At 43.4% G+C, this 12,623-nt stretch carries 12 protein-coding genes and 1 pseudogene; 2 read left to right on the top strand and 11 right to left on the bottom strand.

What is annotated here, in order from left to right; translation table 11 throughout:
* Window positions 1–30: 30 nt before the first annotated feature.
* From V7K36_RS14910 to V7K36_RS14945, 8 genes and pseudogenes are all read right to left on the bottom strand, one after another.
* Entirely contained in the window at window positions 31–1,581 is a 1,551-nt protein-coding gene (locus V7K36_RS14910) for a flavin-containing monooxygenase (protein ID WP_335116912.1), read from the bottom strand.
* Between the two features lie 16 nt (window positions 1,582–1,597).
* Window positions 1,598–3,238 carry a tryptophan halogenase family protein gene (locus V7K36_RS14915; protein WP_335116915.1) on the bottom strand — a complete coding sequence of 547 codons (1,641 nt, stop codon included), beginning with the start codon at window positions 3,236–3,238 and terminating at the stop codon, window positions 1,598–1,600.
* A gap of 46 nt (window positions 3,239–3,284) precedes the next feature.
* A complete protein-coding gene (locus V7K36_RS14920) occupies window positions 3,285–4,019 on the bottom strand; it encodes a hypothetical protein (protein ID WP_335116917.1) in 735 nt (244 codons plus the stop codon).
* Window positions 4,020–4,708: 689 nt separating this feature from the next.
* The gene (locus V7K36_RS14925; protein WP_335116919.1) at window positions 4,709–5,395 is read right to left on the bottom strand and encodes a PHP domain-containing protein; all 687 of its coding nucleotides are present in this window, start codon (window positions 5,393–5,395) and stop codon (window positions 4,709–4,711) included.
* Window positions 5,396–5,892: 497 nt separating this feature from the next.
* Entirely contained in the window at window positions 5,893–7,056 is a 1,164-nt protein-coding gene (locus V7K36_RS14930; protein ID WP_335116921.1) for an AIR synthase related protein, read from the bottom strand.
* A gap of 165 nt (window positions 7,057–7,221) precedes the next feature.
* Entirely contained in the window at window positions 7,222–7,428 is a 207-nt protein-coding gene (locus V7K36_RS14935; protein WP_335116923.1) for a hypothetical protein, read from the bottom strand.
* Between the two features lie 266 nt (window positions 7,429–7,694).
* Window positions 7,695–8,096, bottom strand: a pseudogene (locus V7K36_RS14940) (cytochrome C peroxidase); the annotation flags it as partial.
* A 16-nt stretch (window positions 8,097–8,112) separates the two neighbouring features.
* Window positions 8,113–8,292: a hypothetical protein gene (locus tag V7K36_RS14945; RefSeq protein ID WP_335116925.1), complete on the bottom strand. Its 180-nt coding sequence runs from the start codon at window positions 8,290–8,292 to the stop codon at window positions 8,113–8,115.
* Window positions 8,293–8,365: 73 nt separating this feature from the next.
* On the opposite strand from V7K36_RS14945, the gene V7K36_RS14950 reads away from it, so the two are divergent.
* Together V7K36_RS14950 and V7K36_RS14955 are read left to right on the top strand one after the other, a co-directional pair.
* A complete protein-coding gene (locus tag V7K36_RS14950; protein WP_335116928.1) occupies window positions 8,366–9,385 on the top strand; it encodes an adenylate/guanylate cyclase domain-containing protein in 1,020 nt (339 codons plus the stop codon).
* Complete coding sequence (locus V7K36_RS14955; protein WP_335116930.1) at window positions 9,382–10,878, top strand: mechanosensitive ion channel family protein; 1,497 nt, start codon at window positions 9,382–9,384, stop codon at window positions 10,876–10,878. Before V7K36_RS14950 ends, V7K36_RS14955 begins: the two co-directional genes overlap by 4 nt.
* Before the next feature lie 40 nt (window positions 10,879–10,918).
* On the opposite strand, the gene V7K36_RS14960 is transcribed toward V7K36_RS14955, so the two are convergent.
* The 3 genes from V7K36_RS14960 to V7K36_RS14970 form a co-directional block, all read right to left on the bottom strand.
* The gene (locus V7K36_RS14960; protein ID WP_335116932.1) at window positions 10,919–11,089 is read right to left on the bottom strand and encodes a hypothetical protein; all 171 of its coding nucleotides are present in this window, start codon (window positions 11,087–11,089) and stop codon (window positions 10,919–10,921) included.
* A 10-nt stretch (window positions 11,090–11,099) separates the two neighbouring features.
* Complete coding sequence (locus V7K36_RS14965; protein WP_335116934.1) at window positions 11,100–11,249, bottom strand: hypothetical protein; 150 nt, start codon at window positions 11,247–11,249, stop codon at window positions 11,100–11,102.
* Window positions 11,250–12,005: 756 nt separating this feature from the next.
* The gene (locus V7K36_RS14970; protein WP_335116936.1) at window positions 12,006–12,608 is read right to left on the bottom strand and encodes a superoxide dismutase; all 603 of its coding nucleotides are present in this window, start codon (window positions 12,606–12,608) and stop codon (window positions 12,006–12,008) included.
* Between the last annotated feature and the right edge of the window lie 15 nt (window positions 12,609–12,623).

Raw genomic sequence — 12,623 nt, forward strand, 5'->3', positions numbered from 1 at the left:
AGAACTTCACCGAACCGTATTAAGAAGATATCAACCAACGCTTCTCACCTCTACACTTGCCGCCGCGATCGCCGAATCATTGAGAGATGGATGTTGTTTTAGCTGTAATTCCTGGCGGAGATTCTTGTAGGCAGATGGATCTATTGGCATCAGCAACTCCCCAAGCAAGTTCCCTCCTTGACGGCGGCTATTCAGACCCATATCCCCAAGCAACTCATCAATGTAATGGAATGTAAAAGGAGTTACACATGCTCCACTAACGAAAGCATATGGCCGATCTTTCTTCCTCCATTCCAACTCTACCTTTACATTCTCTAGCATCTGTTGCTGAGACGGTAAAGGTATAGTTCCTTTGATATACTCTGATAACCACCTAGCACCAATTTCTGCTGATAATTGGGCACAGAAAGTATAGTTATAACCAACAAAACCCATCTGTGGAACATGAGGGTGAATCAGATGGCGATAAAGATGGATAGTGCCTTGCTGATCAAATACTTGCCTGTGGTACTTTTCTTCTAAAAAGGGGATATCCTGAAGAAATCCTGTGCCAAAGACAACAATATCTGCCTGTACTTGCTCACCGTTATCCAATTCTACGCCACTAGCAAAAAACTTGTTGATCTTTGTCTTAACAGCACGAATTTTGCCTGCGCGTACATACTCAAAAAAGCCTTTAGGCACCAAGCCGATACTACAGCCGATCAATTTGTTCATAGGTTGTTTAGGCACCATCCCACAAGCATCAAGGGGAAACTGTAAGCGCAGCATAGTCTCATTTAGCCGCCAGAATGCCCACACCAGTGGCTTCCCAAAACTATGCAGCCACTTTTCCCATCCTTGAAGTTTATGATAGGGCATCCAAGTTTCTGCAAACCGAGTCAGGAAAATATATTTGATGTTGAACAGACCGAGAAAGAAGTTGGGAACTTTCCACAGCACTTGACGGAACACAAGGGTACATTCCTTAGCCTTGCTAGCTGCGAGATTCGCAATATCGGTGGCTGACTTGCCAAAACCGACAACAACCACTCGCTTGCCCTCAATTACAGAGATGTTATTAAACTCGTTACTATGTATTATCTGACCTCCGGCTGCAATGAACTCTTCCATTCCCGGCAAGTTCGGAATGTAGGGAATATCAAAAGTGCCATTGCACACAATAACAAAGTCGAACTCGTAATTTTGTTTTCTTATTTCCTTACCATCTTCTTGAAAGCTAACACTAACCATCCATCCATTAGTATTTTCTGATTTGCGCTCTACTTTAGTTACTTTCGCACCGAACTGAATTTTTTCTGCTACGCCAAAGTATTGAGCATAGGATTCAAGGTAAGCGGATATTTGCTCTCCTGAAGGCCATTCTGGATAAGAGGCTGGCATCGGATAGTCTGAGAAAGCATATGTGTCTCTGGGATTTTGGAGCGAAAGTTCTGGGTAAATCCTCGATTTTTCCCACACACCACCAAGTCCCTGCCGTTTCTCGAACAATGTAACTTCATAACCTTCCTCAATAAATGTCTTTGCTGAGACTAATCCGCTAACTCCAGATCCAATCACGCATACTTTTTTGACCGTCATCTTGGGTTCTCCTAAATTATGAAATTAGTGCAGGAATCTGCTGTGGCCGGTCGCTAACCAGGCTCAGATACTCCGACTGTTCTTGTGACTTAATTATATGAGTTAAGTATTCATACTGAGACGGCAAGGTTAAACTTAGGTAATTGGCTCTTTCCTTAATTTCCACAAATGCAGCTTGGGCATTGTGATTTTCGATATGCTCTAAAATGGGAAGACTGCTTTCAGGCATATAGTTTAACCCCATCAACATTACCGAATAAGAGTAAGACTCGAAGCCGTGGTATTTCGGGTTGATACTCTTATTGCTTGGCAGTCTATTTTTCCATAATCTTAATTTTTCTTGTAGTTCTTCTGAGATTTTCATATTGTTCTTAGTTGCTTTCCAGAACTCTGTGTCAGTGCGATCGCTAGCATAGTAATGAAGTGTCAAAAATTCTTGCACACCATCTATGCAGTTAGCGATAACTTTGTTATAGCTATGAATTAGCTCTTCATTGAAAGATTTGCTCGGAAAGTGGCTAACTAATTCTTCAATTCCATGTTGAATAAAAAAGATGCCAGTAGATTCTAGTGGTTCCACAAATCCACTGGAAAGGCCAATTGCTACACAGTTCTTCACCCATGAGTTTCTGTTACGTCCAATCCGCATCTTGATATGAGATGCCTTACAATTATCAGCAACGGCTCCCAAATGCTGGCGAAATTCCTGTTCTGCTTCCTCAGGAGAAATGAATGCGCTCGAATAAACATACCCTGTACCATTTCTGCCATACAAAGGTATATTCCAGACCCAACCAGACGAAAGCGCAGTTGCTGTGGTGTAAGGGTTGATGCCATCTTTTTTTAGATCAGTTGGTATCTGCATTGCGATGGCGCGATCGCACAACAGCGACTCTGAATAAGAAATGAATGGCTCACCAAGCGCTTTGTTGATTAAAAGACCACTAAAACCAGTACAATCAATGAAAAGATCGCCACTGAGAATGCCATGCTCTTTGGTTGTCAGGCTATCTATGCTTCCATCTTCAGTTAACTTGATATCCACCACATCATCAACAATTTGCTTCACTCCCCTTTCCATTCCATAATCTTTCATGAATCTGGCGAGTAGATTCGCATCAAAATGATAGGCATAGGGGTACTGAATCTTTAAATTATCTAGGATGTTTTTCTTGAAAATATGCTCCTGAGAAAATTCATTTTGAACTTTCTTATCAAAGACTTTACCATCAAGATATCTAGGAGAACTTTGATGGTCACACAGCCAGGGAATTAGAAAACATGCATAATCAAATGCTTCTTGATCTTTCTTCATTTTCAGCCACCATTCAGAGATATCAAAGCCGTCAATCACCTCATATCTCTGGAAAGGATGATAGAAATCTTGCCCCTTCGCATTCCAGTTGACAAACTTAATTGCCATTTTATATGTGGCATTACACTTTGGCATCCATTCATATTCTTGTAGCCCCAGAAAATCAAAGAATAGTTTGATGGTACTAAAAGTTGCTTCTCCAACTCCAAGTTTTGTGATGTTAGATGATTCCACCAGAGTAATCTGAATATTTTTATTTAGTGCTTTACTCAAATAAGCTGCCGTCATCCAACCTGCTGATCCACCACCAACAATTACAACATTTTGTACATCTTGTGACATATCTAAAGTTCCTCTTTTAGTCTAAAGTTAAGTATGGAAGTCAATTTCAAAAAGCTTGTTCCAGAATTTCTGCGGCTTTCAATTGTTGCTCGATTTTATGGGTTTCAGCATATACCAAAAGGTCATTTGTAAATTGCGTGAAAGCTGTAAATAAGTTCTCAACCAATTCAAAAGCTTCTTGTCGAGTTACTTCTGATAGTTGAATATGTTGTAAAATTCCTTCTATTCCAGATGCACCTGTCGTGTGACCACTTTCAACATCCAGATGAAAATCTGCAAAATATCTGCATGGTTTTTGGGTAATTGCTTTAATTTCTTTGCCAATCTCTGCTGCCGTTGAAAACATTATGTTACCCGTCGCTTCGGTAACTTCAATAATTATAATTTTCTGAATAGGAGTAGCTTCTGAACTATATCGATAGAGTTGATAGTTTAACCAGCGAGCATTCTTAGTTTCTTCACTCCAAAGAAATTTTAATGCGTCACTAAATTTCAATGATTTGTCAAGTTCTAGGTTTTTCAAATCTTCCAAAAACCACAGCCAATGATGGTCATCTTCATAAGTATGCCTGTTAATTAGTGTCTGAATTGGATCACTAGTTGGTTCTACTCGCAAAAAATACTTATTCAGTTCTCCAAAATTCATAATAAAATGAGCAGCACATGGTGCCCAAGCTAACCTTTGTCTGGGATTTATAGTTTTGTTTTGCATAAAATTAAACAAGGGCAGTTGAGCATATTCTTGTTTTTTTTGTTCAATCAACGCTAGTACTTCTTGCATATTTATTACACTCAATTTCAATGTTTAATATTAGAGCGAAAGGAACTTTCCCACTTTGTTGCAGGAATATCAAAGTATTAAAAGCACACATTCAATTGCCAACTCGCAACCAACTGATTCGGATCAGGGAAGGTAAGAGGAGCGAGGGTAATTGTATTGATAATCATTAGCTCAAAACCTACTACCTAAGTAGTAAATTGTGTCTAATTTACTACATTATATTGAGGCTAATGCTAGATTGTAACCAGCTAATATACTGTTATTTTTTTACTATAAATATACAATATCTACGTAATTTTTGCAGATTAGAGTTAGGTTTTTTGTTATTTACTAATATAGACAAGGGTTTAATCTGTCTTTCTACTAGGAAGAGAATTATATACATTGTAATAAAAATAACTTTATAATTACAGAGAGGTGGTTATTACCTACTGAGGAAACGTCAATTGTGTAAGTTTGATTTTACGTCTAGTAATGGCACAACGCGATCGCATAGCAGTTGATGGGCGTGGCATTTACTAATAGACAAGCTGATATTAGCCGCAAGTATTACTGGACAGAAGAATTTTGCGGAGCCGGAGACGCTCCACCTGTGGCCAATTAATTTAGCGAAGGGATTTTTCTTGTTTGACCTTTAAGATGGGCTTAAACCCTATTCCCAAGCCTGGTAAATTGGCGAAGGTATTGCTTTACAAGCGTTGTAGCAGGCTCAAACCGTGGGTATCAGTACCACAGGTATTGAAAAGAAAGTATTCATCAGCCAACTTTTGGACTTGTTCTGATTCCACTATGCTGGGTTGCCAGGGGTTAGGATTATTGTAGGCGTAGAAAGTTTCCACGCCATCAATACCCTTTTGGGACGCAGCTGGAATTAAGTCGAAATGCGATCGCTTGTAACGAGCTGGATGAGCCAAAATTGCCAATCCCCCAGCTTCATGAATAGCGGCAATCACGTTACTTGCCTGATATTCTTGCCCTGTAGTCGCCCTTCTTTGCAGATAGGGTTTTATACTAGGATGTTCTGTTTCAAAAGCGTAAGCCAAAATGTGAACTTCTATATCCAAAAGCTTGGCATTGATTTCCACGCCACTCCACAGGTGAGGAGTGCTTGCACCAGGATTACTCCACTTCCAGTCTTCTAACCAAGCAAGTGATGCTTGATAGCCGATAATACCATGATGATCCGTGATGGCTAAACCTTTTAGTCCAATCGCGATCGCCTGCTCCATCAATGCACTCGGCTGCAACCTCCCATCCGAGTAGACAGTGTGCATATGAAAGTTGAATAACCTTGGACAACTATGTGCATCAATGTTATGGAATACTTGCTTCAAAAGTTTTGCAGAAGCAGTAGTTTGGGCCAAATTTACAACCATAACCCCCTCGGAACAAAAATGTATATTCTTAACACACTAAAACGCTACATCTACAGATAAGAAAGACCCAACAATAAAAATTAGTATTGGCTGCTACTTTCTCAGCTTTGTCAGCAAATTTTTCAATATGTTAAGACTACGTTAGCAAATCTTAATCTAAGTGGCCATGGGTATTTTGAACTACTTCGATTTTAAGTAGTAATCAATATTGCATCCAAAGTTTCATAAATATGCCTATAGTATCTGTGTTGAATTACTTATATACTAAAGGCTTACTAGAGTAATTATCTCTAATAAGCCGGAAATGCAATTTTATTTTGTGTGTAAAAATCCTTATTTATCTCAATAGTTACACTGATTTTATCTAACCAGTAATAAATTGTGCGTAGGTGTAGCCCAACCCAGGCATCGCAAAAGTAAGAAAATCCTGTGAGTCTACAATAGTTCCCAGAAAAGTGGCGATGTCTACGACGGGCTATGCCGACGCTTGCGGCTGATTATACTCCTCGTGCAATCCCAAAAGAATCTCCCTTCAAGGTGACTTCAAGCGGTTTTACCACTACCTCTCGGCTAAGGGACGCTTCAACCCTTCCTGCAATCACGGCCGTTAGCTGATGTTCTCTTGCCAGCAGAACGATCCTCTCTGCATCCTGCTCCGACTCAGTATAGAATGCAAATCCTGCACCGTAATTGAACACGGAAAGCATCATCGTTGCCCCGCCCTCAAGATGACCTTCGACAAACGTAAATATCTCCGGCACTGGGAGCATCGTTTCGATGACGTACCGGAGTGGCTTCACCGACCGCATCAGCTTTTGCCATCCATGGCCAGTGATATTTTCCATCGCCGTGGGATAAATTCCCTGACCAAGCACCGCCTGTACAAGGGGCGTGTAAAGATACGACGCAGCATTCATCGCTTCCCAGAACTCCTGCCCACTTGGAAGTTTTGTTCTGTAGCCATCAGGGAGCGACTCGGCAAGCTTTCGCAGTGGGGTAAAGCCGTTCTCATGGGGCCCCGAACTTTCGACAAGAACAATGGTATTTCCGGCATCCAGATGCGAGCTATCAATGGGAGGGACACCAGCCGGCATGACCCCGAAAACCGAGCCGGCGATATCAAGCCGGCCTGGAATCATCTTAGTTTTTAGTTGAGGAGTTTCCCCGGAGAGATACACACACCCGACTCGTTTGCACCCCTCAACTACTCCATCCAGAAACCCATCAAGGAAGGCGGGAGTAAAAATCGTTTCAGGAGTACTCGACGGCAGATATAAACCGAGAAGTATAGTCTGCATACCTGAGGTTGCGGCATCGTTCGTAAGACACGAGATAATCTTGATACCAATGTTCCACCAGAATCGTCGAAGTTCTTCTTCGGAAAGGTCGTCAGGGCGGGTATCGTCTGCGGTGCCCAGTCCTTCGGGGACAAGTGTCATAGAAAGTTCTCTAGCCCCCGCCTCTAGAAACGGAGCGAGGTTGAAGCTAAAAGCGTTAGCGCTTGCTCCCAGACCCGACGCGGGCACGATGCCATAAGCGCTTGCAAAGCCAAGCGTGCGTTTTGCGGCATCGATGAAGCATCGTTTTGCGGCATCGAGAGTATCGTAATCGACTTGATCGAGAGCTTGAGCCATCAGGTTGCGTTTAAAGTTAATAGTCACAAGTTATAGGACTCATATCTGATTTTTGAACAAGATTTCGGATAAAACCCTGATCAAACGGGATTTTCAGTCTCAGTATGTTTTCAGAAATCAAATCGGATTCCTATAGGAGTTAAAAGTTAGGAAAACTCATAACTCATAACTCCTAACTTCTAACTCCTAACTTTAAAATACCTCATCTTCAATACCGCGCCACCATTCCCCCAAATTCATCAAGTCTCGGTAAATGTCTTCTAATTCTTTGGTGTAGACATCGTTTGTAAGGGTGGCTCGACGCTCTTGTAATTTCTTGAGGCGCAGTTGTACCAATAGCCAAGGTTTGGTGATGCCATTAGTTGCTTCTATATATTGCGCTAGTTCTTTGCTATCCATATATTTTTATTTTTGATTTTACAGCAGTTTTTATGCATTGGAACCACATATGTCGTAGGGGCGCAAGACCTTGCGCCCCTACTGCGTGGTCTATTTACCTGAAAATTGCTGTAATGTTACTACTCTAACCCTCTCTCAAAATGCTTTTATCCCAGCCTCTTCAGAAAGCGGGATAAAAGTTAGTTACATAATTTACCAAAAGGAATTTAGCTTCTTCGGGTGAAGCTTTGCGCTGTACCACCTAAGCGGTCAGCATCGAGAGTAGATCACGGAGTTCCAAGGAAGTTAGGAGTACCACCACTGCTACCATTACGACCAACAGATGGAATTTCCACTAAGTTATCTTTGGCTTTCCCAGTACCGTCGTTGGTAAGGGAGGTTTCGTCTCCTGGATGTCCATTAGGGATGAATAGTTGTGGATGGTCAAAGGGCGCTTTTTCGTAACGGACTCGCTCGTCAGTAAGTGCCTTCAGGAATGTCACCAGGTCTTCTTTATTCTGATCGCTCAGGTTAAGGTTCTGGATATCTGCATCCAAATTGGCAATATTCTGCTCATGGAAGTCCCCGCCCCGATTGTAAAACTCAACCACTTGCTTGAGGGTCAATTGCCCCCCATTCTGGAAGTAGGGAGCAGTGAGTTCCACATTGCGGAGTCCGGGTGTCTTAAACTTGAGTGTGCAAAAATTACGGTCTGCTCTTCCATTCATCATCTTCTTCAACAGTTGGTAGTACCTCATCAAATAAAGAACGCTCCTGAGCATGGCCATCTTCGCAAGGAAATACATCCACCGCCAGTATTAAACTTGGGTCAAGCACGACTAAGGATTGACCCGGCAATGGGGCGCTACTAATCTCACGCAACACTCGTGGCTCTGATGTCCTCAGTTCCTATGCACCGCTGAACATTCATGGTGTCAACTGGGGGATTATTTCAGAAATGGCATTATCTGAGGCATACGCACCGATTAATGCCTTACAAAGCTATCTCCTGCTTTTGACGGTCGTACTCATCTTACTGATGACCTTGTTTGCCGCGATCGCCGCTCAACGGTTGATGCGACCGATCGATGTGATGATTGAGCGATCGCGCTTGGTCTTTGAAGGAGAATCAGAGGTAGGATCGGGTGATTTAAATCCTGAACTGGAAACCATAGCCCAGGATGAACTCGGTGAACTAGCACAAATTTTCAATGACATGGCATCTCAACTGCGCCAGAAAACAGCAACGATCGCCCAGAAAGCCCAGGAAAACGAAATGCTGTTGCTCAACATCCTGCCGCGTCCAGTCATGGAACGGTGGCGGCAAGGAGAAACTCGCATTGTCGAGCAGGCACAACAGGTAACCGTCGTCGTGATTCAGATTGTGGGGTTGGCAAAATCGACTGAACAGCAGGGGTATCAAACGGTTGCCAACGGTTTCAATGAATTCATCGCCCAATTAGACGATACGGGCGAAAAATGGGATGTTGAACGATTGGATTGTTTTGGCAATCGCTATATCGCCGCCTGTGGCTTGACCCAACCCCGGCTCGATCATGTCAAACGGGCGGTAGACTTTGCCCAACAAGCGTTGAACCTGGCCAAAGGGGTCAATCAAAAATACAATCTTGGCTTAAATTTGCGGATTGGCATTCACACAGGGGCTGTAACTACCGCCCTGATTGGGCAGAAAAAATTCCGCTATGACCTCTGGGGAGAACCGCTCAACATCGCCAGTCAGTTAGAGCAACAGGCACAGATAAACACGATTCGGGTCACCCAAGCCGTTTGCGATCGGGTGCAAGACCTATTTTCCTTTGAACCAGACAAATCCATCATCCTAGAAGACAAGCGCATCCTGCCAACCTGGGTGCTTGGGCAAGCCGGAATGCGCGACTCGATCGGCGAACCCAGCTTCGGACTCAGTTTCGATAATCAGGATAGTCCTAATACCCACACCAAAAAGGACAACGGATGAGCAACTTATCAAGCGATCAATTTACCCTCCTCCAGGGACTGGTGTTGATTTTGGGATTGCCGCTGCTGGTGGTTGGACTGGGGGAACTGATTGAGCGATGCCGGCGCCATAAAAACCCTCTGGCATCCGTGTTGAATGCCACGCGCAATCTGCTTTTACCCCTTTTAGCCTTGTGGCTGGTGATGCGTCAGTTTTTTCAGGTGGCTGAAGACGCGATCGCCCTCCGCATGATTGGCAGTCTGTTTTGGATCGCCTGCATCTACACGACGCTACTGCTGCTCAATATCGTCCTGGGAACGGGAAACAAGCAACGCTTTGGACAAATCCATCTCCCCAACCTGGTATTTCAATTTCTGCGTGCTTTAGTAGTATTGGGCATTCTCGCTTATATGCTGGCAGCGGTCTGGAAGGTTGACTTAACTAAGGTGGTGGGTACACTGGGGATTGGTTCTTTGGTGATTGCCTTGGCGTTGCAGGATACTCTAAGCAACTTAGTATCCGGCTTTTTGCTGATTGTCGAAAGCCCCTTTAGGATCGGCGACTGGATTCAAGTGGAGGAATTAGAGGGCGAGGTCATTGAAATCAATTGGCGAGCCGTGCGGATTAAAACCCTTGATCGCGACATTATCATTATTCCTAATGGCAACCTGGGCAAAAAAGACATCTGCAATTACACGTTGCTCGACCCACTCCATGCCGTGCGCTTAAAGATACCGTTTTCCTACGAGGATCATCCCGATCTGGTTCGCAAAACCTTACGTGCGGCTGCTCTTTCGGTAGAGGGCATTCAACCCCAACCATTGCCCCAGATTCGTCCTCTAGTCTATAAAAATACCTACATTGAGTATGAAATTCGCTTCTTCATTACCCACTACGGTCAGGTGGAGAAAATCGAAGACGAATTTTGGACTCGCGCCTATTATGCAATTCGCCGTAATCGTTTGCATGTTCCCTTTGCTGACAAAATCGAATACAAATTGAATCATCTGCCCATTGACTCTGACAATACACCGGAAGGACTGAACGAGATTATCCGATCGCTGCCCCTGTTTGCCCGGTTAGACCCCACCACGATTCAATATCTAACCCACCATGCTACCGTAGAACTCTTTGGCATTGGAGAACAGATTATTTGCGCGGGGGCATTGGCTCAGGCATTTTATGTCCTGCTAAGGGGTCAGGTTTTGCTTTCAGTGGATGAGCAAGTTGATCAGCAGGAGGTTGCTCATTTATCGAAGGGTGACTTTTTAGGTGAAACGGTGTTTTTACCAGGAGAACCCAGCCCTGTTTCTGCCACAGTCACTGATACTGCAACGGTACTCAGGCTGCCACCCGCCGCGATCGCTTACGTGACTCAACACCATGCCAAATTTGCCTTGGAAATGAGTCAGTACATTGACGAACGCAAGAAGCTGATTACCATTGCCGAGGGAAGTCAGCATTCTTTGATCGTAGCCAGCCCACCTTATCGAGTGACTGGAACCATTTCATGAATAATTGGATGCCCCTACAGGTTAACGTCTTTGCGATCGCCTATTTGAAGACTGGCTCAACAGGCGGACGATGCCTGTCTAGATAAGCCAGTGTCGTTGCTGTTTCAGAACGCTCCAGAAGGGCTGCCAGCAACTGGATAATCTGATCGACAACAGCTTTATCGATACCGCCTGACTCGATACTACGGGATCTGGTTTGAGCACTTGCCATAAAGGGAGCCTCATACAGCGAATGATTCAATCCACTGGTCACGCAATGCTGCTGCCAACTGTTGGCACTGAACCTTATTCTCATCAGAGTCAGCCAACTGCGCGATCGCAGTCAAGATTTCTGTGATTTGAACTATCTTGCGACCAAAATTGTGAACCATAGCTTGTAATAATACTTTTGTACTATTAGATAGCGATCAGACTGTGCCAGTTGCGTAAGTAAAACGGCGTGAAAACGTATTAAATTTAACTCTAATCCAATTGGTTAAATTTTCGTTACATACTTAAAAATTTTCCCGCCGACTTACTTAGTTCACAAATCTCACGAATAATTTAGGATTGCTATAGCTCAGTGTTACTTCAACCATAGCCAGAAGAAGGCCCAAAGATGCGGTGCAGAGGGGAAAGACTTGCTGTAATTTTCCCCCTGCACTTAAATCAGTAAACAGTTATCACAGTTTCAGTCGGGGATTTAAATCAGTGAATAGTTATCAGTAAACAGTTATCACAGTTTCAGTCTCTGATAACTGTTGAAGTGGGGGACTCTGAGGAATGGGATAAATACATCATTATGAACTGATAACTGATAACTGTTGAAGCTCCTTTGCTCCCTCATGTCTTTCATCTTCCCATTTCCGCAATCCTTTCTAGCTAATCAAAAACAGCCACGACACTAGTCGTGACTGTCAATAATATTAATAAATTGACTTACTGTTTCTGCTTCACATAGCTAGCAAAAACTCCTGTCATAATCACTTCAAAAGTGGCGATTAACGCCCTGTACAACTTTTTACTCAAACCTAGCCCCTCAGCCCCCTTTCCTACTAGGGAATGAAGGGAATTCAAAGCCTCTCTGGTGCAATCAGAGAGAAATGGAAGTCAGGTAAGAAAATTAAGTTGCAGATCAGGTCAATTAATTAAGCTTTGGCCAAATTTTCAGCAACAAAGTCCCAGTTCACCAACTTTTCTAGGAAATTCTTGATGAACGCTGGACGGGCATTTTTGTAGTCAATGTAGTAGGCGTGTTCCCAAACATCCAAAGTTAAGAGTGCCTTCTTACCATGAGCTAGAGGGTTCTCTGCATTTGGTGTCTTAATCACCTTCAGCGTACCACCATCATCAATCAACCAAGACCATCCGCTACCGAATTGAGTTGTGGCGGCGTTAGAGAACTCTTCGTTGAATTTGTCTAAGCTACCAAAATCTTTATTAATCTTGGCTGCAAGTTCACCAGTGGGTGCGCCGCCACCTGCGGGTTTCAAGGAATTCCAAAAGAAGGTGTGGTTCCAAACTTGAGCAGCGTTGTTAAAGATTCCCGTCTTAGAGGAGTCTTTGAAGGAAATTTTGATTACCTCTTCCAGAGACTTATCGGCAAGTTCAGTACCTTCAGTGAGCTTGTTAAGGTTGTCTACATAAGCTTTGTGATGCTTGCCATAGTGATACTCGAAAGTCTCAGCTTTCATGCCATATGGCTCTAGAGCATTCTTGTCAAAGGGTAGTGGTTCTTGTACAAATACCATTGTGTGAAATCCTCT

Origin of the sequence: Nostoc sp. (assembly GCF_036919555.1) — a bacterium.
Classification (GTDB): Bacteria; Cyanobacteriota; Cyanobacteriia; order Cyanobacteriales; family Nostocaceae; genus Nostoc.